The organism is Phenylobacterium sp. (assembly GCF_024508875.1).
In the GTDB taxonomy this organism is placed as follows: domain Bacteria; phylum Pseudomonadota; class Alphaproteobacteria; order Caulobacterales; family Caulobacteraceae; genus Phenylobacterium.
Genome location: NZ_JANINU010000317.1, coordinates 1 through 19,923, shown reverse-complemented (window position 1 = coordinate 19,923; position 19,923 = coordinate 1). Strand labels below are relative to the sequence as shown.

Below are 19,923 nucleotides of genomic sequence, written 5' to 3'. Positions count from 1 at the left end.
GCGCGCGGCGGCGGATGTAGGGCTCGCAGACCGCTTCCATCGGGATCGCCGACTGGACGCGGGTATAGACGCCCAGCTTCTCCAGCGAAGCCTGCAGCGCCAGGGCGTTCATCACCGTGGCCAGCATGCCCATGTAGTCGGCGCTGGCGCGCTCCATGCCGGCCTCGGCCAGGGCGGCGCCGCGGAAGATGTTGCCGCCGCCAACCACCACGCAGACCTGCACGCCGGCCTTGGCGACCTGGGCGATCTCCTCGCAGACGGCGCCGAGCGTCTTGGGATCAATGCCGAAACTGTCGCCCCCGACCCCCGCCTCGCCCGAAAGCTTCAGCAGGATGCGCTTGTAGTGGGGGGCGTCGGCCATGTGGGAATCCTGAGAAATCGACGGAACATACAGTAAGGGCGCGGCGCGTCGAACGCACCGCGCCCTCTTTTGGTCTCGACCGGACTGGTTAGGCCTGGCCGGTCATCGAGGCGACTTCGGCCGCGAAGTCACCCTCGGGGGCCTTCTCGACGCCTTCGCCGAGGGCGAAGCGCACGAAGCCCTTCAGAACGACCGGCGAGCCGGTTTCCTTGGCGGTCTCGGCGACCAGTTGCTCGATCGTCTGGTCCGGGTTCATGACGAAGGGTTGCGCCATGAGCACGACCTCTTCCTGCCACTTGCGGATCCGGCCCTCGACCATCTTCTCGGCGATTTCCTTCGGCTTGCCCGACTCGATCGCCATCTGGACCTGCACGTCCCGCTCCTTGGCGACAACGTCCGGATCCAGCTCTGCAGCCGTCAGGGCTAGCGGCGGGGTCGGCGTGCCGGCCACGTGCAGCGCGATGCGGCGGGCCACTTCGGCCAGGGCCGCCTGGTCGCCGGCGCCTTCCAGCGCCACGAGCACCGCGAGCTTGGCCACGTCGTCGCCCTGCTTGTTGTGCAGGTAGAGCGAAACCGCGCCTTGCGACACCGAGAGCCTGGCCGCGCGGCGCAGTTGCATGTTCTCGCCAATGGTCGCGATCAGGTTGGTGATCGCGTCCTGGACGACTTCGCCCTTCGAGGTCTTGGCGGCGCGGATGGCCTCCACGTCGCCGTCGGTCGCCAGGGCGACGTTCGCGAACTCGCGCGCGGCGCTCTGGAAGCCGTCGTTCTTGGCGACGAAGTCGGTCTCGGCGTTCAGCTCGACCAGCACGCCGGTCTTGCCGTCGGCGCTGATCTTGCCGGCCACCAGGCCTTCAGCGGCGGCGCGGTCAGCCTTCTTGGCCGCCTTGGCCAGGCCCTTGGTCCGCAGCCAGTCCATCGAGGCTTCGACGTCGCCGCCGTTCTCCGTCAGGGCCTTCTTGCAGTCCATCATGCCGGCGCCGGATTTTTCGCGCAGGTCCTTGACCAGCGCAGCGGTGATTTCCGCCATGGTCAGCTCCTTATGAGTCTCGTTGAATCACGACGGACCCCCATGTGAGGGCCCGCCGTCAGGGTTTTGTGACAGCTCAGCGTCCGAGGACGCTCAGCCGGCCTGTTCTTCGCTCGCCGCATCCGAAGCGGGAGCTTCGACGCCGGTCATCTCGGCTTCGAGGGCCGCGGCTTCCGGCGCGGTGACCTCGGGCTCGGCCGCGGCTTGCGGCGTCAGTTCGCGGGCCAGCGTCGGCTCGATCGGGGCTTCCGACGCGCCGAGATCGACGCCCGCGGCCGACTGGCCGGCGGCCAGGCCGTCGAGGACCGCGTCGGCCATCAGGTCGCAGTAGAGCTGGATGGCGCGGGCGGCGTCGTCGTTGCCCGGGATCGGATAGGTGATGCCGTCGGGGTTCGAGTTGGTGTCGAGGATGGCGATCACCGGGATGTTCAGCTTCCGGGCTTCCTGGATCGCGATCGCTTCCTTGTTGGTGTCGATCACGAACATCAGGTCGGGAATGCCGCCCATGTCCTTGATGCCGCCCAGCGACAGCTCCAGCTTGTCGCGCTCGCGGGTGAGCTGCAGCAGCTCCTTCTTGCCGCGGCCCTGGCCTTCGCCGCCGACCAGGCCGTCGACTTCGCGCAGGCGCGCGATCGAACCCGAGACGGTGCGCCAGTTGGTGAGCGTGCCGCCCAGCCAGCGGTGGTTCACGTAGTACTGGGCGCAGCGCTTGGCGGCCGTGGCGATCGGCTCCGAGGCCTGACGCTTGGTGCCGACGAACAGGATGCGGCCGCCGCCAGCGGCGACTTCGCGCACCTTCACCAGGGCCTGGTGCAGCAGCGGGATCGACTGCGACAGGTCGATGATGTGGATGTTGGAGCGCGAACCGAAGATGTACTTGTCCATCTTCGGGTTCCAGCGGTGCGTCTGGTGGCCGAAGTGGGCGCCGGCTTCCAAGAGCTGGCGCATGGAGAATTCGGGCAGAGCCATAGTCTGTGTCTCGTCTTTCTTCCGGTTGGACCGCCGCAGGCAAACCCTCCGAGGAGGACCGGAACGGACGAGGTCGGGATGTCTCCCCGGCCAAGCCGAACACCTGCGTGTGGATTGGAGGCGCGCATGTAGGGCGAAAGCGGCGGAAAATCAAGCCGTGGCGGCGACAGGGCGCGAGCGGCCGTCGCCGCATTGTGGCCGCGCTGGCGCACGATCCTGTGCGGCGCACGACCGGGAGGCGACAATGCTGGCGACACTCCTTGCGATCGCGATGGCGGCGGCGCCGACGGCCGGGGTCGCGTCGCCCGAGGGCCGCGCGCTGATCGAGGCGGTGCAGGCGTCCATCGACGACGTCCGGCGCAGGCATGCCGGACTTCCCCCACCGGAGAGCGACGCCGACAGGCTGGTCCGCATGGGCGAGCTGGATCAGGCGGCGCGAAAGGTCGTGACGTCGTTCGACTTTTCACGGATTCCCGAGGCGGAGCGCGAGACCGCCCTCGCCCTAGCGGTCGCGCCCATGAAGGCGGCCGACAAGGAGAACCAGCAGGCGCTGCTGGCGCTCGTGCCACCCGAAGGCTGGTTCGCGCGCAGCCGCTACGGCGAGCCGGCCGCGCGGGCGGCCTTCAACATCGTCCAGCATGCCGATACGGCGACCCAGCGGCGGTTCCTGCCCAAGCTCGAAGCCCTCGCCAAAACAGGCGAAGTCGACGGCCAGAACGTCGCCATGATGTTCGACCGGATCGCCATCGCCGAAGGGCGGCCCCAGCGTTACGGCACGCAATTCCGGTGCGACGGCGGCAAGTGGCGGCCGTACCCGCTGGAGGACGAGGCGAATGTCGAGGCCCTGCGACAGCAGGCGGGCGTCGGCTGGACCTATGCCGAGAACAAGGCGCGCATCCAAGCCTCCCCTACCTGCCCGCAGACACGGTCGCCCCCACCCCCGGGTATGAAGCTCGACTGAACGGACGTCCGCCGCCGCGGGCGGGCCGCCCGTTCGCGTTATCGCTTCTTCTTCGGCTCCGGCCCGAACACACTGGCAGGCTTGTAGGGCTGGTAGGGCTTGAACGCCTCCGGCTTCGGCGGCTCAGGCGCGCCATACATCGGGGCGGTCGTGGGTCCCCGATAGGCGGGCGCGGGCGTCGAACCCGGCAAGCCGTAGCTCTTCGGCTTGGCCATCCCCTGGGGACAGCCCGTCGCGAAGTTGCAGCGCGAGCCGGTCTCGGCCATCGCCGGCCCCGCCGCGGCGATCAACGCCGCCGCGATCACCACTCGAAGTTTCATCTTGCCCCTCCCAAACTCATTCCGATCCTGCATCGGCACACCTGACGCGGCGCGGAGCAAGACCGCGGCCACCCCCTCATCGACGCGCCGGCGCCGGCTCCAGCCGCGCGCCGTTGCGGACGGCCTCGCACAGGGCGTCGACGATGTCGCCTGAGAAGCTGTCGCGGGGCGTCCACGTCGGCGCGGCCGGCGCCCGCTCTCCCAGCGGTTCGCGCTGGTCGTTGCGGGCATAGAGCTTCAGCCAGACGATCGCGTAGCGCTGGCGCGCGCAGTCCACCCGCCAGCGGCCGGAGGTCGAGCGCAGGATGCGGCCGTCCAGCTCGATCGGCTCGAAAAACTCCTGGCGGATGTCGCCCTCGACCATCCCGTCGGCCTGAAGGGCCGCGCCGGCCGGGCTGGCCAGCGTCATGCCCTGCGGGTTGAACCCCAGCAGCGGCCAGTCGTCGACGCCGCGCAGGTGCGCCTGCGCCCAGGCGACGACCTGCGGCAGGGTTGCAGGCGGCGGCGCGGCGGCGGCGGCGGCGCCCCCGATGCAGGCCAGCGCCAGCCCGGCCGCCGCGAGCCTGGCGCTCACAGGTCCTCGACGAAGACGACGCCGGGTGCGGTCTTGAGCGCCCCGCGGACAGCGCCGTCCAGGGTGAAACGGCCTGGGAGCTTCAGCTCCACCTCTCGGCCGCCGTCCAGGCCCGCGACAAGGACGATCTCGCCGCCGCGGGCGTTCGACACCGCTTCCAGCCGCCGCTTCAGGGCCTCGATCTCGGCGCTGCGGGGCGCAACGTGGACACGCAGACCCGCCACCACGTTCTCGACGGCCTTCTCCACCGGCTCGACGCTCTCGCCGAAGAAGCGCACCTCGCCCTCGCTGGCCTTGCACCGCACGCGCAGCGACACCGCCTTGCCGGGTTCTAGCTGGTCGCGGCACTTCCTCAGCGATTCCGGCGGGAACAGCACCTCGTACTCGCCGGTGGGGTCCGAGAAGGTGACGAAGGCGAACTTCTCGCCGGATCGCGACGGACGCTCCTGCTTGCGCCGGATCACGCCCGCCATGCGCAGCGCCTCGGCCCCGGCGACCGCCTTGGCGATCGCGTCGGTCAGCAGGTCGGTGCGCTTGCGGCGCAGCGCCTCGACCATGTCGTCCAGGGGATGGCCCGACAGGTAGAAGCCGACGGCCGACAGCTCCTCGTCCAGACGCTCGGTGGGCGTCCAGGGGTCGGTGCGCGGCATCTTCCGCTTCTGGGCCTCGACCAGGTCGCTGTTGGAATCGCCGAACAGGCCGCCCTGGTCCGACTCCCGCTGGGCGGCGACGCTCTGCCCCAGCCCCAGCAGCAGCTCGGCCGCCTCGACGAGCTGCGCGCGGTTGGCGTGGATGTTGTCGAACGCCCCGGCCCGCGCCAGGGTCTCGAAGGTGCGCTTGTTGACCTGTCGGGGGTCAACCCGCTCGACGAAATCGAAGATGTCGCGGAAGGGGCCGCCTTCGCGGCGCACCTGCACCACATGCTCCATCGCCTGCATGCCGACGTTGCGGATGGCGCCCAGCGCATAAAGCACCTCGCCGTTCTCCACGTCGAAATCGGCCACGGAGCGGTTCACGCAGGGCGGCTGGATCTTCACGCCGAACCGCTTGGCGTCCTGGTAGAAGACAGCCAGCTTGTCGGTGTTGGCGATGTCGAGGCTCATCGACGCGGCGAAGAACTCGACCGGGTGGTTCGCCTTCAACCAGCCCGTCTGGTAGCTCACGAAGGCGTAGGCGGCGGCGTGGCTCTTGTTGAAGCCGTAGCCCGCGAACTTGTCCACGAGGTCGAAGATGGAGCCCGCCTGGGCGCCAGGCACGCCCTTGGCCTCGGCGCCCGAGACGAAGCGCGCCCGCTGCAGCTCCATCTCCTCCTTCTTCTTCTTGCCCATGGCGCGGCGCAGCAGGTCGGCCTCGCCCAGGCTGTAGCCAGCCAGGATTTGGGCGATCTGCATCACCTGCTCCTGGTAGACAATGATGCCGTAGGTCTCCTTCAGCACCCCCTCCAGCATGGGGTGCAGGTAGTCGATTTCCTTCCGGCCGAACTTGCAGTCGACGAAGGTCGGGATGTTGTCCATCGGGCCTGGGCGATACAGGGCGCCGATGGCGGTCACGTCCTCGATGGAGTTGGGACGAAGCTGGCGCAGGGCGTCGCGCATCCCCTGCCCTTCGAACTGGAAGACGCCGATCGTCTGGGCGTTGCTCATCAGCTCGTAGGTCGGCTCATCGTCGAGCGGCAGCTTGGCCATCTCGACCACTTCGCCGCGTTTCTCGAGGTACTTCACCGCCCGGTCGATGACGGTCAGGGTCTTCAGGCCGAGGAAGTCGAACTTCACCAGGCCGGCGCTCTCCACCCACTTCATGTTGAACTGGGTGGCCGGCAGTTCCGAGCGGGGGTCGCGGTAGAGCGGGGTCAGCTTGGTGAGAGGACGGTCGCCGATCACGACGCCCGCGGCGTGGGTCGAGGCGTTCCGGTAGAGGCCCTCCAGCTCCAGGGCGATGTCGAGCAGGCGCGCCACGGCCTCGTCGCGCCGCTGCTCTTCCTTCAGGCGCGGCTCCATCTCGATGGCCTGGGCCAGCGTCACGGGATTGGCGGGGTTGGCCGGCACCATCTTCGCCAACCGGTCGACGTGGCCCAGCGGGAGCTGCAGAACGCGGCCCACGTCGCGCAGCACGGCCCGCGCCTGCAGGGTGCCGAAGGTGATGATCTGGGCGACCTTGTCCTTGCCGTAGCGCTGCTGGACGTAGGCGATCACCTCTTCCCGCCGCTCCTGGCAGAAGTCGATGTCGAAGTCGGGCATCGACACGCGCTCGGGGTTCAGGAAGCGCTCGAACAGCAGGCCGTACTGAAGGGGATCCAGGTCGGTGATGGTCAGTGAATAGGCCACGAGCGAGCCGGCGCCCGACCCCCGTCCCGGCCCCACGGGAATGCCGCGCGCCTTCGCCCACTTGATGAAGTCGGACACGATCAGGAAATAGCCGGGGAACCCCATCTGGGTGATCACGTCGATCTCCCGATTGAGGCGCGCCTCGTACTCTTCGACAGGGCGGGCGTTGGCGCGGCCAGCGGCCATTCGCGCCTTGAGGCCGTCGCGGGCCTGCTGCGCCAGTTCCTCGGCCTCGGAACGGTCGCCCACCGTGAAGCGCGGCAGCAGCGGATCGCGCTTGTTCACCATGAAGGCGCAGCGGCGGGCGATGTCGAGGGTGTTGTCGCACGCCTCGGGCAGGTCGGCGAAAAGCGCCCGCATGTCGGCGGCGGACTTGAAATAGTGCTCGGCCGTGATCCGGCGCCGCTCGTCCTGACCCACGAAGCTGCCGTCGGCGATGCACAGCAGCACGTCGTGCGCGGCGTAGGTCTTGGAGGCCTTGAAGTAGACGTCGTTCGTGGCGACCAGCGGCACGTCCTCGTCGTAGGCGAAGGCGACCAACTCGCCCTCCGCCGCCGCCTCGGCCGGCGTCCCGTGACGCTGCAGTTCGACGTAAAAGCGGTCGCCGAAAACTCGCTTCATCTCCGCGAGCGCGGCACGCCCCTCCTTCACCTTGCCCGCGGCGAACAGATGGTCGACCGGCCCGTCGGGACCACCCGACAGCAGGATCAGGCCTTCGGAGAACTGCCTGACCTTCTCCCACGGCACGTGGGGCTCGTCGCTGGCGTCGATCTCCAGGTAGGCGAACGAGGAGAGGTCGCAGAGGTTCAGGTAGCCCTGCTCGTTCTGGGCGAGCAGCATGATCGTAGGGGTCTTGGCCCAGCGCTCGGGCAACGCCTCGCCGATGCCGCTGACCGGCAGGGCGCAACCGATGATCGGCTGCACGCCCTCGCCCTTGGTGGCCACTGAGAACTCCAGCGCCCCGAACAGGTTGGCGCGGTCAGCGATGGCGACGGCGGGCATGTGGTCGGCCTTAGCCAAGCCGCCGATCTTGTCCGCTTTGATGGCGCCTTCCAGCAGCGAATAGGCCGAGCGGACCCGGAGGTGGACGAAACCTTCGCCGCCGTCCTGCACCTGAGCCGCCTCCCCCATTCGCATGGCGATCAGCCCATCAGGCCGGCCACCGAGCACACCATCCACACAAAGCTCGCCACCGACGCAAACGCCAGCGATTCCCGGGCCAGACGAACCATCTTCCGCATCCTCCTGTGGGGGCCCTGTGGATACTCGGCGGGAGCACCTGTGGACCGTTCCGTTTTCGTTCTTATTCCTCTTTTGTTCTCACCGTCAAGCGGCTAAGTTCCGGTCTTCCACACAGGAGGCGGACATGGATCAGCGCGCGTCCCTCATTACCCTCGGCGTGGGCGACGTGGCCCGCGCGCGGCGCTTCTACGAGGACGGCCTGGGCTGGCGGCCGCTGACCGCGATGGACGAGATCGCCTTCTACCAACTGCCCGGCCTGGGCCTGGCGCTGTTCGAGCGCGGGGCGCTGGAGGCCGACGCCGGCCGGCCGGTCGACGGCGCGTTCAGCGGCTTCGCCATCGCCATCAACGAACGCTCGAAAGCCGACGTGGACGCCACGATCGCGCAGGCCGTCAGCGCCGGCGCCCGCGTCACCAAGCCGGCCGAGGAAACCCCGTGGGGCGGCTATTCCGGCTATTTCGCAGACCCGGACGGCCATGCCTGGGAGGTGGCCTGGAACCCGCATTGCACGATCCACCCCGACGGTTCGACCACGTTCTGAGCGCGGCTGTAAGATCTTCGGGGTTGCGACGACTATCCCTCCGAAAGGACATCTTCGGACGTGGATCGCAACACCGAACAGGATGAGCGCTACCGCCAAGCGGCCGAGGCCTTCGGCCCGGCCCTGGAGCGGCTCGCCCGCGGCTACGAGCGGGACCCGCACCTGCGTCGGGACCTCGTCCAGGATATCCACGTCGCGCTCTGGCGCAGCTTCGCGGCCTTCGACGGGCTCTGCTCGGTGCGCACCTGGGTCTATCGCGTGGCCCACAACACCGCGACCAGCCACGTTCTGCGGCGCCGGCGCGCTACCGCAGGCCTCGTCGGCCTGGACCAGATCCCCGACCCGCCGAGCGGCGACGACCCGGAGGCCTCCGCCAGCGTCCGTCAGGCGCTGGAGCGCCTGCTGGCGCTGATCCACGACCTGACGCCCACCGACCGGCAGGTCGCCCTGCTCTACCTCGAAGATCTCGACGCGGCGGCCATCGGGGAGGTCACGGGCTTCTCTGCCGGCGCGGTCGCCGTCCGCATCCACCGGCTCAAGGCCATCCTGGCCGCCCGCTTCCACGACCGGAGGCCGTCATGACCGGCCAGCCCGACGATCCCAAGACGCCCGACATCGCCGCCCTCTGGCGCGACCAGCCCACGGAGACACCGCCCATGACCCTGGAGCAGATCCACGCGCGCGGCTTCCAGGATCGCGTCCGCCGGCGCAACACGGTCGAATACGTGGCCTGCGGGATCGTCGTGGCGACATTCTCCTATTACGTCCTTTGGTTGCCCGATCCCGTCCTGAAGCTCGCGAGCAGCTTCGTCGCGCTCGGAGCCGTGTTCGTGGCGTGGCAACTGCACCGGCGGGCGTCGGCGCGGACCGCGCCAACCCTCCACGCCCTGGATTTCCACCGCGCCGAGCTGGTTCGCCAGCATGAGGCGCTGGGCAAGGCGTGGGCCTGGTATCTCGCGCCCTTCGTGCCTGGACTTGGCCTCTTCGTCGCCCGCCTGCTGGCGAACCCGGCGCCCCCCGGAGCGCGGGCCCTGCTCCTCGGATCGACCCTGCTCTATGGCGTCGTCTGGTTCTGGAACAACCGCCGCGCCCGTCGCCGCCTGGCCACCCAGATCGCCGAGATCGACGCCCTTCGCCGGGATTAGGCGAGGGCCGCCTTCATCGCGGCGAAGAAGCCGGCGCGGTTCGCGGACTTGATGACCCTGGCGTTGGCCTGGCGGCGCGGCAACTCGGGATCGGCCAGTTCCGCGTCGGGCAGGATAGGGTGCGAGACGCTGAGATAGCCGCGGGTAAGTTCGCCCTTGGTCTCCACGTCCACGGCGCAGCGGTCGCTGTCCAGGATCAGCGCCTCGTCCAGCGCCAGGGCGCAGGTGAGCGCGTCGGGATGCAGGCTGCCGCCCAGGCCCTGGGTCTTGCGCGCGAAGGCGAGCGAGGTGCGGTTCACGGTAGTGAAGAAGCGCGACCGCGGCGTATCGAGCGCCTCCAGCTCGGCAAGCTGTTCCAGCGTGAACAGGCCGTCGCGCAGGGTCTCGGTCCAGGTGACGAGCGTGACGTCGAAGCCTGCGCCCAGCACGATCTTCGCCGCCTCCGGATCGACGTAGAAGTTGTACTCGGCCGCGGGCGTCACGTTCCCCACGCCGTTGTCCGTGCCGCCCATGATCCACAGATGGCGGCACGCACCGGCGATCCGCGGCTCCATCATCACCGCGAGGGCGAGGTTGGTCAGCGGCGCCTGGGTGAGAAGCGTGATCTCTCCGGGGGCGCCCATGATCCGCCGCACGATCTGGTCGGCCGCCTCGCCGGGCGCCGGGCGCTGGGCGGCCCGGGGGAACCCGGCGTCGCTCATCCCGTCTGCGCCGAAGACGTAGGTGGCGGCCAGGGGCGTTCGGCTCAACGGACGCTCGGCGCCGAGATAGACCGGAACCTCGCCGGCGCGGCCGCAGACTTCGAGGGTCGCCAGCGCATTCTCCGCATGCTGGGCGAAGCCGACGTTGCCGTGCGCGATGGTGATGGCCTCGACCGAAACGCCGGCCCGCGTCAGGGCGATCATTAGCGAGAAGACGTCGTCGCCCGCCGTGTCGGTGTCGATGATGAGCCGCATGCCCCCGGGGTATCGGGGATCACGGCGCGGGGGAAGAGCGCCGAGGCCTAGCGTGCCTGTTCCTCGAGGTGGCCGTCCTTCAGGGCGAACACCCGGTCCATGTGGCTGGCGAGCTCCAGGTTATGGGTCGCCACGACGGCCGCCACCCCCTGGCTGCGGGCGAGGGCGTAGAGGCTGTCGAACACCGCCCCCGAGGTCGTGGGATCCAGGTTGCCGGTGGGTTCGTCGGCCAGCAGCAGGCGGGGCGAATTCGCGAGAGCCCGGGCGATGGCCACGCGCTGCTGCTCGCCGCCCGAGAGCTGGGCGGGCTGGTGATGCGTGCGGTCCTTCAGGCCGAGGTCGGCCAGCAGGCGGCCCGCGCGTTCGCTCGCCGTGCGGCGCTCCATGCCGGCGATCATCATCGGCAGGGCCACGTTATCGAGGGCCGAGAATTCGGGCAGCAGATGATGGAACTGGTAGACGAAGCCGATCGTCGCCAGGCGAACCCGCGTCCGCTCGCGCTCTGGCAGGTTCGAGCAATCGACGCCCAGGATCGAGATGCGGCCGGCGTTGGGGTGCTCGAGCAGGCCGGCGGCGTGCAGCAGGCTGGACTTGCCCGAGCCGGAAGGGCCGATCAGGCCTACGATCTCGCCCGGCTGGACGTCGAGGTCGACGCCGCGAAGGACGGTGAGCGAGCCGGCCTCGGTCACGTAGGTGCGCTCAAGACCGCGGATCGAGAGGACAGGCTCACTCATAGCGGAGCGCCTCCACCGGATCGAGGCGCGAGGCGCGCCACGACGGCGGCAGGGTGGCCAGGAAGCTCATCCCCAGCGACCAGGAGACGATCAGCGCCACCTCGGCCCAGTCCACTTTCGCCGGGATGCGGGAGAGGTAGTAGACGTCGGACGAAAACACCGCCTGGCCGGTGACGTACTCCACGAAGCTCTGGATCTCGCCGATGTAGATGCAGAACAGCGTGCCGATCAGCAGGCCGGCTAGCGTGCCCAGGGCGCCCACGCCCGCGCCGGCCATGAAGAAGATGCGCAGGATCGAGCCCTGCCCCGCCCCCATGGTTCGTAGGATGGCGATGTCGCGGCCCTTGTTCTTCACCAGCATCACCAGGCCCGAGATGATGTTCATGGCCGCGATGGCGACCAGCAGCATCAGGATCAGGCGCATGACGTTGCGCTCGACCTTCAGCGCGCCCCAGAACGAGCTGTCGCGCTGGGTCCAGTCGTTGACCACGGCGCCCGGCCCCGCCGCCTTGTTAATGGCCGCCTTCATCTGCGCGGCATGATCGGGGTCGGTGACCCGCACCTCGATGGCGTCGGCCGTGTCCTCGCGCCCGAAGAATAGCTGGGCCTGGGCCAGCGGCATGTAGATGTAGGCCTGGTCGTACTGGCTCATGCCGACGCTGAACGTGGCGCCCACCGTATAGGGCTTCTGCAGCGGCGTGCCGCCGAACGCCGTGGCCCCGCCCGAGGGCGAGATCAGGGTGATGGTGTCTCCGGGGCGCACGCCCAACTGCTGGGCCAACCGCTCGCCCAGCACGACGACGTCGCCGCCGAACTCGCCGTCGCCGAAGCCCTTCAGCGTGCCCTGGGTGATGTTGCCCGCGACCAGCCTCGTCTCGCCCAGGTCCTTCGGCCCGATCCCGCGCACGAGCGCGCCGGTGATCTGGCTGGGCCCGATGGCGATGGCCTGGGCCTCGATGATCGGCGCGGCCTGGGTCACGCCCGGCACCTTGAGGATCGCCGCCGCGGCGCGGTCGCGCTCGGCCCCGTCCAGCACGCCACCGGTGACGAAGACGTGGCCCTGGAAGCCCAGGATGCGGCCCAGGAGCTCGGACCGGAAGCCGTTCATCACCGACATGACGATGATCAGCGTCGCCACCGCCAGCATGATGCCGATGAACGAGATGATGGAAATCAGCGCCACGCCGCCCTGCTGTCGCTTGGCGCGCAGGTAGCGCCCCGCGAGCATCCGCTCCCAGAGGCCGAACGGCGGCGCGCGGCCACCGGTGACGGCTGCGCGTTCGCTCACCCGATGATGGCCTTGAGCGCCGCTTCCAGCGACACGGTCTGGCGCTCGCCCGTGGCCCGGCGCTTCAGCTCGACGACCCCGTCGGCCACGCCCTTCGGCCCGACGATGAGCTGCCAGGGGATGCCCACCAAGTCGGTGGCGGCGAACTTGGCGCCCGGCCGGTCGTCGCGGTCGTCGTACAGCGGGTCGAGCCCGGCGTCGGACAGCGCCTTGTAGGCCTTCTCGCAGACCTCGTCGCAGGCGGCGTCGCCGACGCGGAGGTTGAGGACCGCAGCGCCGAACGGGGCCACGCTGTCGGGCCAGATGATGCCGCTGTCGTCGTGGCTCGCCTCGATGATGCCGCCCACCAGGCGCGAGACGCCAACGCCATACGAGCCCATCTGCACCGGGACGTCCTTGCCGTCCGGGCCGGTGACGTTGGCCTTCATGGGAGCCGAGTACTTGGTCCCGAAGTAGAAGATGTGGCCCACCTCGATGCCGCGCGCGGTCATCCGCTTGTCCTCGGGCAGCGCCTCGTATTTCGCGGCGTCGTGCATCTCGTCCGAGGCGGCGTAGAGCGCGGTGCGCTGGTCGACCAGCGGCTGGAGGTCGCCCTCCCAGTCGATGTCGGGGCCGGGTGCGCCCATCTCGACCAGGTCGCGGTGGGCGAAGACCTCGCTCTCGCCGGTCTCGGCCAGGATGATGAACTCGTGGGAGAGGTCGCCGCCGATCGGGCCGGTGTCGGCCCGCACGGGGATCGCCTTCAGCCCAAGCCGCGCATAGACGTTGAGATAGGCCAGGAACATCCGGTTATAGGCCCGGCGGGCCGCCGCCTCGTCGATGTCGAACGAATAGGCGTCCTTCATCAGGAACTCTCGGCCGCGCATCACGCCGAAGCGGGGGCGCCGCTCGTCGCGGAACTTCCATTGGATGTTGTAAAGATTCTTCGGCAAGTCCTTGTAGGACTTTATGTAACTCCGAAAAATGTCAGTCACGACCTCCTCGGCCGTGGGCCCGTACAGCAGGTCCCGGTCGTGGCGATCCTTGATGCGCAGCATCTCCTCGCCGTAGGCCTCGTAGCGGCCGCTCTCACGCCAGAGGTCGGCGAGCTGCAGGGTCGGCATGAGGATCTCGACGGCGCCGGCGCGGTTCATCTCCTCGCGCACGACCTGCTCGATCTTCTTAAGCACCTTCAGGCCCAGCGGCAGCCAGGCGTAGATGCCGGCCGCCTCCTGGCGGATCAGGCCGGCGCGCAGCATGAGCTGGTGCGAGACGATCTGCGCGTCGGCGGGCGCCTCGCGAAGCGTGGGCATGAAGTATCGCGAAAGGCGCATGGAATCTTCGGCTCTCTGGTCAGCAGGAGGCGACCTGATAGCCTTGCCGCTGGAACCTTGGCAACGATATGGCGACCGCCCGGGTTCCGCAGCCGAAGCCGGAAGCCGGCGCTAGTAGTGCGCCGGGAGGGCGGGGAGCTTGATGAGGCCCAGCTTCAGGACTGCCCAGAGGATGGCGAAAAGAACCGCCGACACCCAGGTGGTGGTCAGGAACTTCTTCTTGAGCTTGGGGTCGACCGGCGCACCGGGATCTCCGCCATCGCCCTTGTCGATGCCGGCTTCGGCGTGGCTCTGAACGCCCAGCGGGAGGACGGCGAACAGAACCGTCCACCAGATGGTCAGGTAGATCGCGACCGAGGTGAACGGACCCATCAGTGGGCTCCCTTCGGTGTTTCCATGAGTTCGACCAACACGCCGCCCATGTTCTTCGGGTGGACGAAGATGACCGGCGTGCCATGGGCGCCGATCCGGGGCTTGCCGCCGTTCAGCACGGTGGCGCCCTTGGCCGCCATGTCGTCACGCGCGGCCTCGATGTTCTCGACCTCGAAGCAGATGTGATGCTGGCCGCCGGCCGGGTTCTTCTCCAGGAAGCCCTTCAGCGGCGAGGCGTCGCCATGCGGCTCGATCAGCTCGATCTGGCTGTTGGGAAGGTCGACGAAGCACACCCACACGCCCTGCTCGGGCATGGCGAACTTTTCGCCGATCTTCGTCGCGCCGAGGACGTCGCGATACAGCTTCACCGACTCTTCGATGGAGGGCGTGGCGACGCCCACATGGTTCAGTTTCCCGATCATGGCGGCGGTATACGCCGCTCCGCCGCCCGGCGCGAGATCACGTTGGGGAAGAAGCCTGCGGCCTTAGAACACGGCCCCGGACGTCATCAGGCTGGAGATGCGCTCGGCGCTCACGCCGTATTCGGCAAGGACCTCGGCCGAGTGCTGGGCCAGGTCGGGAGTCGGGCCGGCGAAACCCGTGGGCGTGCGGGAGAAGCTGGCGAGGCTCGTGGCCGTGATCATCGGCCCGAGGCGGGGGTGGTTCCACTCCTCCACGAAACGGTTGAGCGACAAGTAGCGGTCCTCCAGCGCCTCCGCCCCGCGGATCACCGGCGCCGCGGCCACACCGGCGGCCCGCAGCGCGGACAGCGTATCCGAGCGCGTTCGGCCCGCGAGCGCAGCCTCGATACGCCCGGCCAGCCCTCCGTCCCGCGGTTCACCGAGCGGGTCGCCCCCCAGATCGACGCCCAGCGCGCGTCCGAGGGATTCGGCCTCGACCGCCGTCTCCGCCACCAGGCCGATCCAGCCGTCGGCGCAGGCATAGTAGCGATGGAGGGCCGAGACGCCGAGGCAGTCGACGCCGCCTAGGTCGTTCGGCGGCCGGCCCGCATAGTCGACGAGCTCGCCGAGTTGGAACAGCAGGCTCTGGGCCATGAGGCTGGTGAGGAGCTCCTGCCCCTCGCCGGTCGCCTCGCGGGCGTTCAGGGCGGCGATCACGCCGCCGGCCACCGTAGCCGCCGTCGCGATGTCGTTGACCGCAATGGTGTGGAGGATGGGATCCCCTTCCCCGCCCTGGGCGGCCATCATCCCGCCCTCGGCCTGCAGCAGCGGATCGAACCCCGGCAGGGCCGCCCGCGGGCCGGTCTCGCCATAGGCGTTGATCGAGCAGGAGACGATCCGCGGGTTCACGGCCCTCAGCGCCGGATAGTCGATGCCGAGGCGGCCCCGGACGCCCAGCCGGTAGTTGTCGATGACGACGTCGGCCTGGCGGACCAGATCCAGGAAGAGCTCGCGCGCCTCGGGCTTCTTCAGGTCCAGGCCCAGCCCGCGAGTTCCGCGATTGTAGGCCAGGAACTGCGATCCGTCGGAGCGGAAGGGATCGCCCTCGCGCGGCTCGATCTTGATCACGTCGGCGCCGAACTGGGTCAGGATCGTGCCGGCGTAAGCGCCCGCGATGACCGTTCCGAGGTTCAGCACCTTCACGCCCGCGAGCGGTCCGCCGCCGGACGGCGCACCGGTCGTCGGCGCCCTCGGAGGCCAATCGGGCGCCGCGGCGATCGCCTGAGGTAGTCCACGAACGGCCGCCGGCGTGGCGGCGAACTTCACCGACGGGCCCGGCATCGCCACATCGCCGCGCAGCGGATCGTGCATCACCTTCCGCAGGCCGCCCTCCGCCACGGCCGCCCCGGCGAACCAGGCCTCGCGCCGGCCGATCGGCGCGCAGGGGACATCGTTGGCCCGCAACGCTTCCAGCCACTCGTCGCGGGTGCGGGTGAGGAACATGCCCTCCAGCAGGTCGCGGGCGGCTTCCATGTCAGCTTCCAGCGCCTCGAAGGCGTCGTCCAGGCCCAGGACCTCGAACGCCTTGCGATAGAAGTTGGTGAAGAGCGTGCCGAGGAAGAACCACTCCCCGTCCGAGCCCTGGTAGAGCCGATAGCGCGGATTGGCGCCCGGCGGCGTGCCGCGGGGCAAAGGCGGCTCGCCGAGGACGCGGGCTGGCGGAGCGGCTTCCGCCGAGCCGTGCAGGCCGCTGACCACCAGGGCCTGTCCCCGCCCACTCCCCCGACGCTCGAACAGCGCCGCGCCGATGGCTCCCGCGCCCAGGACGGCCTGGGAATAGAACGTGATCGGAATGACGAGGTGGATGGGCTGGTCGCTCCAGGCGCCTTGCCGGAACGCGACGCCGGTGAGGCCGGCAAGGAGACTGTGGTGGGCCGGCAGCTCGCTCCACTCGCCGGCGGTTCCATAGGGCGGCATCCAGGCGTGGATTAGTCCGGGATGCGCCGCCGTCAGCGTCGGGCCGTCGAGGGCCAGCGCCCCAAGGCGCGAAGGCGCTTGGTCGAACAGCGCCACATCCGCGCCGGCGATCAGCGCCTTGGCCGCAGCCAGGGCTTCCGGCGCTTCGAGGTCGAGGGTGACGACCTGCTTGTTGCGGTTCCAGGCGAGGTAGCCGGGATGATCCTTCAGCCGGTCGCCGCCCGGCGGCTCAATCTTGACGACCTCGGCCTCGAGGTCGCCCAGCAGCATGGCCGCCATCGGCCCCGCGATGCCCTGTGTGAAGTCGGCGATCCTCACGCCCCGGTACGCGGACATAGGCGCTCTCCCCTGCGCTGGCCGCACGCTTCCCGCATCTGGCCAAGCGCCATCAAACCCGCCCTTCGAACGGGCGGCAACATCCGGCATTCCCCTCCGGCGCGAATTCCGCGCCTTCGTCTCGCGGTCGACGCGGTTCGTCGCGAACCCAGCGCGCGTCAGCCAAGCCGGTTGCTAGCCCAGCCATCCCAAAGTGCAGAAGGGATGCGTCATGTATCGAACCACCCGTTTCGCGGCCGCCGCCAGCCTCGCTCTCTCGCTCGCCGCCAGCGCAGCCTCAGCCGCCACGACCGTGGTGCTCGACTTCGACGATCTCGTCGGGACCGGGCTCGTCCCGTCGGATTACCAGGGCGTCAATTTCGGCGACGACTTCAGCTACTACGACGATCCCCTGCTGCCGGAATATCCTTCCAGGTCGGGCCTCACGACGCTCTACAGCAACTACGACAAGTACAAGCCGGGCTCCGGCAGCACCGGAGTCATCCGATTTGACGACGCCGTGCGGTTCGACGGCGCCTGGTTCGCCGGCCACTACGACGTCGTCTTCGATCTCTACCTCGACGGCCAACAGGTCCACGTCTCGGACCGCCTCGATCTGGACAGCACGATGCGTTACCTCGCCTCCGGCTATGCCGGCCTGGTGGACGAGGTGCGCCTCTACGGCAACAGCGGCAACTGGGTGATGGACGACCTCACCTACACGACCGGCGTCACCGCCGCCGTGCCCGAACCCGCCACCTGGGCGATGATGATGCTGGGCTTCGGCGCGGCGGGCGCGGCGCTGCGTTCGCGCCGCCGCATAGTCCTGGCCTAGATCCGCAGGACGGTGGTCTCCACGACCGGCCTGCGTCCCCAGATGCGCTGGCTGGCCTTCTTCACGGCGCGGGAGATGGCGGTCTCGATGCTGTCGTCGAGCTCCTTCTCCTCGCCCTTGAGACGCTTGATCGCGGCTTCCGCCTCGTCGGCCAGTTCGTCGAGCACCTCATCGAGGTGATCGTCGTCCTCGGTGGGCAGGCCCAGGGCGCGCACCTGAGGCCCCGAGGCAATCTTGCCGCGGCCGTCGAGCACGACGGACACCGCTAGCATGCCGTTGAACGCCGCGTGCCGCCGCTCGCGCAGGGCCTCGCCGTTCTCAGGCGTCAGGACGCCGGCGTCCACGAACAGGCGGCCCGAGGGCACCTCGTCGATGATCTCGGCGCGGCCGGGGGCCAGGCGGACCATGTCGCCATTGCGGGGCGTCACCTGCTGCGGCACCTGCAGGTCACGAGCAAAGGCGGCGTGTTCCATCAGATGGCGCCGCTCGCCGTGGGTCGGCACCGCGATGGTGGGCCGCGCCCAGGCGTACATCTCGGCCAGCTCGTCACGACACGGGTGGCCGCTGACGTGGATGCCGGGATGGTCGCGCTCGGTGTAGAGCCGCACCCCGCCCTCGGTCAGCTTGTTCTGCAGGTTGCGGATCGGGATCTCGTTGCCAGGGATCACTCGGCTGGAGAACACGACGGCGTCGCCCGAGCCCAACTTCACGTGCGGATGGGTGCCGTCGGCGATTCTGGCGAGCGCGGCACGCGGCTCGCCCTGGCTGCCCGTGCAGAGGTAGAGCACCTTGCTTTCGGGCAGGTGCTTGGCCTCGGTGTCGTCCAGGAACGGCTGGATGTCCTGCATCAGACCCACAGACTTCGCGGCCGCCGCCATGCGGTGCATCGAGCGGCCCGCCAGGCAGACGCGTCGGCCGGCGGCCTCGGCCGCGCGGATCACGCTGTCCATCCGCGCCACGTTCGAGGCGAAGCAGGCCACGGCGACCTTTCCCTTGAGCCCCGCGATCAGGTTGGTCATGGCGATCCGAACGTCGGCCTCGGAACCGGCATGGCCATCGACGAACACGTTGGTGCTGTCGCACACCATGGCGAGCACGCCCTCGTCGCCTAGCTTGCGGATGGCGGCGGCGTCGGTGACGTCGCCCAGCAGCGGGTCGGGATCGATCTTCCAGTCGCCCGTATGCAGGATCGTGCCGAGCGGCGTCTTGATCGCCAGGCCGTTCGGTTCGGGGATCGAGTGGGTCAGCGTGATCAGGTCGAGCTGGAACGGGCCCAGCTCGATGGAGCCGCCCAGCGGCACCTCGGTGATCGCCACCTCGTCCAGCAGATCGGCCTCGCGCAGCTTTTCGCGCAGGATGAAGGCGGTGAACGGGGTCGCGTAGACCGGCGCCTTCAGCCGCGGCCACAGCCAGGCCACCGCGCCGATGTGGTCCTCGTGGGCATGCGTCAGCACGATCCCCAGGATCCGGTGCGCGTATTCCTCGATGTACTCGGGATCGGGCAGGATCACCTCGACGCCCGGCGTCGTCTGGTCGCCGAACGTCACGCCCAGGTCGACCACGATCCACTTGCGGTCGTGCGCCGGCCCGAAGCCGTACAGGTTGAAGTTCATCCCGATCTCGTTCGACCCGCCCAGCGGCAGGAAGACGAGCTCGTCGTCCTTTTGTGTCTTAGCCATTCAAGCCTTGGCCGCGTTGCGGCGGTAAATCTCGAGCATCCCGCGGATCGTGAGATCCGGGTCGAAGTGATCGATGGAGTCCGTGGCTCCGTGGAAGAGCGAGGCGACGCCGCCGGTGCCGATCACGGTCATGGGCTTGCCCCACTCGGCCTTGATCCGCGCCACGAGGCCCTCGATCAGGGCGATATAGCCCCAGAAGACGCCCGACTGCATGGCCGCCACCGTATCCTTCCCGATCGCGGTGTTCCCGCGCGGGCGCTGGATCGCCACGCGCGGCAGCTTCGCCGCCGCCTGGTGCAACGCCTCCATCGAGAGGTTGATCCCCGGCGCGATGGCGCAGCCTTCCATCCCGCCGTCCGCGGCGATCACGTCGAAGGTCGTGGCCGTGCCGCTGTCGATGACGATCAGGTCGCCGGGATAGACGATGTGCGCCCCGATGGCGTTCACCAACCGGTCGGCGCCCGCCTCGGACGGCTTCTCGATCCGCACCGCGATCCCCAGGTCGACATTCTCGCCGATCACCATGGGCTCCACGTGCAGGTAGCGCCGCGCCAGGTTGCGCAGGTTGAAGATCGACTGCGGCACC

At 69.1% G+C, this 19,923-nt stretch carries 20 protein-coding genes and 1 pseudogene; 5 read left to right on the top strand and 16 right to left on the bottom strand.

Annotation, left to right across the window (positions count from 1 at the left end; translation table 11 throughout):
• The 3 genes and pseudogenes from pyrH to rpsB form a co-directional block, all read right to left on the bottom strand.
• Window positions 1-361: pseudogene (gene pyrH / locus Q0L11_RS20920) on the bottom strand (UMP kinase); the annotation flags it as partial.
• A gap of 88 nt (window positions 362-449) precedes the next feature.
• Window positions 450-1,391 (bottom strand): translation elongation factor Ts, encoded by a 942-nt coding sequence (gene tsf / locus Q0L11_RS20915; protein ID WP_296599833.1) that lies wholly within the window; start codon window positions 1,389-1,391, stop codon window positions 450-452.
• Window positions 1,392-1,484: 93 nt separating this feature from the next.
• Window positions 1,485-2,360, bottom strand: a complete 876-nt coding sequence (rpsB, locus tag Q0L11_RS20910; protein WP_296599832.1) for a 30S ribosomal protein S2 — start codon at window positions 2,358-2,360, stop codon at window positions 1,485-1,487.
• Between the two features lie 244 nt (window positions 2,361-2,604).
• Here rpsB and Q0L11_RS20905 point away from each other — a divergent pair, with 244 nt between their 5' ends.
• Entirely contained in the window at window positions 2,605-3,321 is a 717-nt protein-coding gene (locus tag Q0L11_RS20905) for a DUF6624 domain-containing protein (RefSeq protein WP_296599831.1), read from the top strand.
• 38 nt (window positions 3,322-3,359) lie between these two features.
• On the opposite strand, the gene Q0L11_RS20900 is transcribed toward Q0L11_RS20905, so the two are convergent.
• The 4 genes from Q0L11_RS20900 to sidA form a co-directional block, all read right to left on the bottom strand.
• Window positions 3,360-3,641 (bottom strand): hypothetical protein, encoded by a 282-nt coding sequence (locus tag Q0L11_RS20900; RefSeq protein WP_296599829.1) that lies wholly within the window; start codon window positions 3,639-3,641, stop codon window positions 3,360-3,362.
• Between the two features lie 76 nt (window positions 3,642-3,717).
• Window positions 3,718-4,215: a hypothetical protein gene (locus tag Q0L11_RS20895; RefSeq protein ID WP_296599827.1), complete on the bottom strand. Its 498-nt coding sequence runs from the start codon at window positions 4,213-4,215 to the stop codon at window positions 3,718-3,720.
• Complete coding sequence (dnaE, locus tag Q0L11_RS20890) at window positions 4,212-7,670, bottom strand: DNA polymerase III subunit alpha (protein WP_296599835.1); 3,459 nt, start codon at window positions 7,668-7,670, stop codon at window positions 4,212-4,214. The genes Q0L11_RS20895 and dnaE overlap by 4 nt, the downstream gene beginning before the upstream one ends.
• Before the next feature lie 11 nt (window positions 7,671-7,681).
• Window positions 7,682-7,771 carry a cell division inhibitor SidA gene (gene sidA / locus Q0L11_RS20885; protein WP_068878982.1) on the bottom strand — a complete coding sequence of 30 codons (90 nt, stop codon included), beginning with the start codon at window positions 7,769-7,771 and terminating at the stop codon, window positions 7,682-7,684.
• A gap of 134 nt (window positions 7,772-7,905) precedes the next feature.
• Between sidA and Q0L11_RS20880 the strand changes: the two genes are divergently transcribed.
• From Q0L11_RS20880 to Q0L11_RS20870, 3 genes are read left to right on the top strand one after another with little or no spacing between them, the layout of a single operon-like run.
• Window positions 7,906-8,322: a VOC family protein gene (locus tag Q0L11_RS20880; RefSeq protein WP_296599826.1), complete on the top strand. Its 417-nt coding sequence runs from the start codon at window positions 7,906-7,908 to the stop codon at window positions 8,320-8,322.
• Between the two features lie 60 nt (window positions 8,323-8,382).
• Window positions 8,383-8,904 (top strand): sigma-70 family RNA polymerase sigma factor, encoded by a 522-nt coding sequence (locus Q0L11_RS20875; RefSeq protein ID WP_296599824.1) that lies wholly within the window; start codon window positions 8,383-8,385, stop codon window positions 8,902-8,904.
• Window positions 8,901-9,467: a hypothetical protein gene (locus tag Q0L11_RS20870; RefSeq protein ID WP_296599823.1), complete on the top strand. Its 567-nt coding sequence runs from the start codon at window positions 8,901-8,903 to the stop codon at window positions 9,465-9,467. Before Q0L11_RS20875 ends, Q0L11_RS20870 begins: the two co-directional genes overlap by 4 nt.
• Here Q0L11_RS20870 and Q0L11_RS20865 read toward each other — a convergent pair.
• From Q0L11_RS20865 to Q0L11_RS20835, 7 genes are all read right to left on the bottom strand, one after another.
• A complete protein-coding gene (locus tag Q0L11_RS20865) occupies window positions 9,464-10,423 on the bottom strand; it encodes a nucleoside hydrolase (RefSeq protein ID WP_296599822.1) in 960 nt (319 codons plus the stop codon). The two genes, Q0L11_RS20870 and Q0L11_RS20865, sit on opposite strands and share 4 nt — an antisense overlap.
• Before the next feature lie 47 nt (window positions 10,424-10,470).
• The gene (locus tag Q0L11_RS20860; protein ID WP_296599820.1) at window positions 10,471-11,157 is read right to left on the bottom strand and encodes an ABC transporter ATP-binding protein; all 687 of its coding nucleotides are present in this window, start codon (window positions 11,155-11,157) and stop codon (window positions 10,471-10,473) included.
• Window positions 11,150-12,385 (bottom strand): lipoprotein-releasing ABC transporter permease subunit, encoded by a 1,236-nt coding sequence (locus Q0L11_RS20855; protein WP_296599834.1) that lies wholly within the window; start codon window positions 12,383-12,385, stop codon window positions 11,150-11,152. The genes Q0L11_RS20860 and Q0L11_RS20855 overlap by 8 nt, the downstream gene beginning before the upstream one ends.
• 56 nt (window positions 12,386-12,441) lie before the next feature.
• Complete coding sequence (proS, locus tag Q0L11_RS20850) at window positions 12,442-13,758, bottom strand: proline--tRNA ligase (RefSeq protein WP_296599818.1); 1,317 nt, start codon at window positions 13,756-13,758, stop codon at window positions 12,442-12,444.
• A gap of 111 nt (window positions 13,759-13,869) precedes the next feature.
• Window positions 13,870-14,130, bottom strand: coding sequence for a DUF1467 family protein (locus Q0L11_RS20845; protein ID WP_296599816.1), 261 nt, complete (start codon window positions 14,128-14,130; stop codon window positions 13,870-13,872).
• A complete protein-coding gene (gene mce, locus Q0L11_RS20840; RefSeq protein ID WP_296599815.1) occupies window positions 14,130-14,552 on the bottom strand; it encodes a methylmalonyl-CoA epimerase in 423 nt (140 codons plus the stop codon). The genes Q0L11_RS20845 and mce overlap by 1 nt, the downstream gene beginning before the upstream one ends.
• 63 nt (window positions 14,553-14,615) lie before the next feature.
• Window positions 14,616-16,844, bottom strand: a complete 2,229-nt coding sequence (locus Q0L11_RS20835; protein WP_296599813.1) for a CoA transferase — start codon at window positions 16,842-16,844, stop codon at window positions 14,616-14,618.
• A 211-nt stretch (window positions 16,845-17,055) separates the two neighbouring features.
• Between Q0L11_RS20835 and Q0L11_RS20830 the strand changes: the two genes are divergently transcribed.
• Window positions 17,056-17,658: a PEPxxWA-CTERM sorting domain-containing protein gene (locus Q0L11_RS20830; RefSeq protein WP_296599811.1), complete on the top strand. Its 603-nt coding sequence runs from the start codon at window positions 17,056-17,058 to the stop codon at window positions 17,656-17,658.
• Here the strand turns inward: Q0L11_RS20830 and Q0L11_RS20825 are convergent.
• Both Q0L11_RS20825 and Q0L11_RS20820 read right to left on the bottom strand, forming a co-directional pair.
• Window positions 17,655-19,337 carry a ribonuclease J gene (locus Q0L11_RS20825; protein ID WP_296599810.1) on the bottom strand — a complete coding sequence of 561 codons (1,683 nt, stop codon included), beginning with the start codon at window positions 19,335-19,337 and terminating at the stop codon, window positions 17,655-17,657. The two genes, Q0L11_RS20830 and Q0L11_RS20825, sit on opposite strands and share 4 nt — an antisense overlap.
• The coding region (locus tag Q0L11_RS20820) for a type III pantothenate kinase (RefSeq protein WP_296599809.1) at window positions 19,338-19,923 on the bottom strand (586 nt) is incomplete at its 5' end. It lies immediately after the preceding gene.

Bases quoted from the DNA above. Each gene is read 5' to 3' on its own strand.
- tsf (WP_296599833.1), bottom strand. From the start codon at position 1,391: ATGGCGGAAATCACCGCTGCGCTGGTCAAGGACCTGCGCGAAAAATCC.
- rpsB (WP_296599832.1), bottom strand. From the start codon at position 2,360: ATGGCTCTGCCCGAATTCTCCATGCGCCAGCTCTTGGAAGCCGGCGCC.
- Q0L11_RS20905 (WP_296599831.1), top strand. From the start codon at position 2,605: ATGCTGGCGACACTCCTTGCGATCGCGATGGCGGCGGCGCCGACGGCC.
- Q0L11_RS20900 (WP_296599829.1), bottom strand. From the start codon at position 3,641: ATGAAACTTCGAGTGGTGATCGCGGCGGCGTTGATCGCCGCGGCGGGG.
- dnaE (WP_296599835.1), bottom strand. From the start codon at position 7,670: ATGGGGGAGGCGGCTCAGGTGCAGGACGGCGGCGAAGGTTTCGTCCAC.
- sidA (WP_068878982.1), bottom strand. From the start codon at position 7,771: ATGGTTCGTCTGGCCCGGGAATCGCTGGCGTTTGCGTCGGTGGCGAGC.
- Q0L11_RS20880 (WP_296599826.1), top strand. From the start codon at position 7,906: ATGGATCAGCGCGCGTCCCTCATTACCCTCGGCGTGGGCGACGTGGCC.
- Q0L11_RS20870 (WP_296599823.1), top strand. From the start codon at position 8,901: ATGACCGGCCAGCCCGACGATCCCAAGACGCCCGACATCGCCGCCCTC.
- Q0L11_RS20865 (WP_296599822.1), bottom strand. From the start codon at position 10,423: ATGCGGCTCATCATCGACACCGACACGGCGGGCGACGACGTCTTCTCG.
- Q0L11_RS20860 (WP_296599820.1), bottom strand. From the start codon at position 11,157: ATGAGTGAGCCTGTCCTCTCGATCCGCGGTCTTGAGCGCACCTACGTG.
- Q0L11_RS20855 (WP_296599834.1), bottom strand. From the start codon at position 12,385: ATGCTCGCGGGGCGCTACCTGCGCGCCAAGCGACAGCAGGGCGGCGTG.
- proS (WP_296599818.1), bottom strand. From the start codon at position 13,758: ATGCGCCTTTCGCGATACTTCATGCCCACGCTTCGCGAGGCGCCCGCC.
- Q0L11_RS20845 (WP_296599816.1), bottom strand. From the start codon at position 14,130: ATGGGTCCGTTCACCTCGGTCGCGATCTACCTGACCATCTGGTGGACG.
- mce (WP_296599815.1), bottom strand. From the start codon at position 14,552: ATGATCGGGAAACTGAACCATGTGGGCGTCGCCACGCCCTCCATCGAA.
- Q0L11_RS20835 (WP_296599813.1), bottom strand. From the start codon at position 16,844: ATGTCCGCGTACCGGGGCGTGAGGATCGCCGACTTCACACAGGGCATC.
- Q0L11_RS20830 (WP_296599811.1), top strand. From the start codon at position 17,056: ATGTATCGAACCACCCGTTTCGCGGCCGCCGCCAGCCTCGCTCTCTCG.
- Q0L11_RS20825 (WP_296599810.1), bottom strand. From the start codon at position 19,337: ATGGCTAAGACACAAAAGGACGACGAGCTCGTCTTCCTGCCGCTGGGC.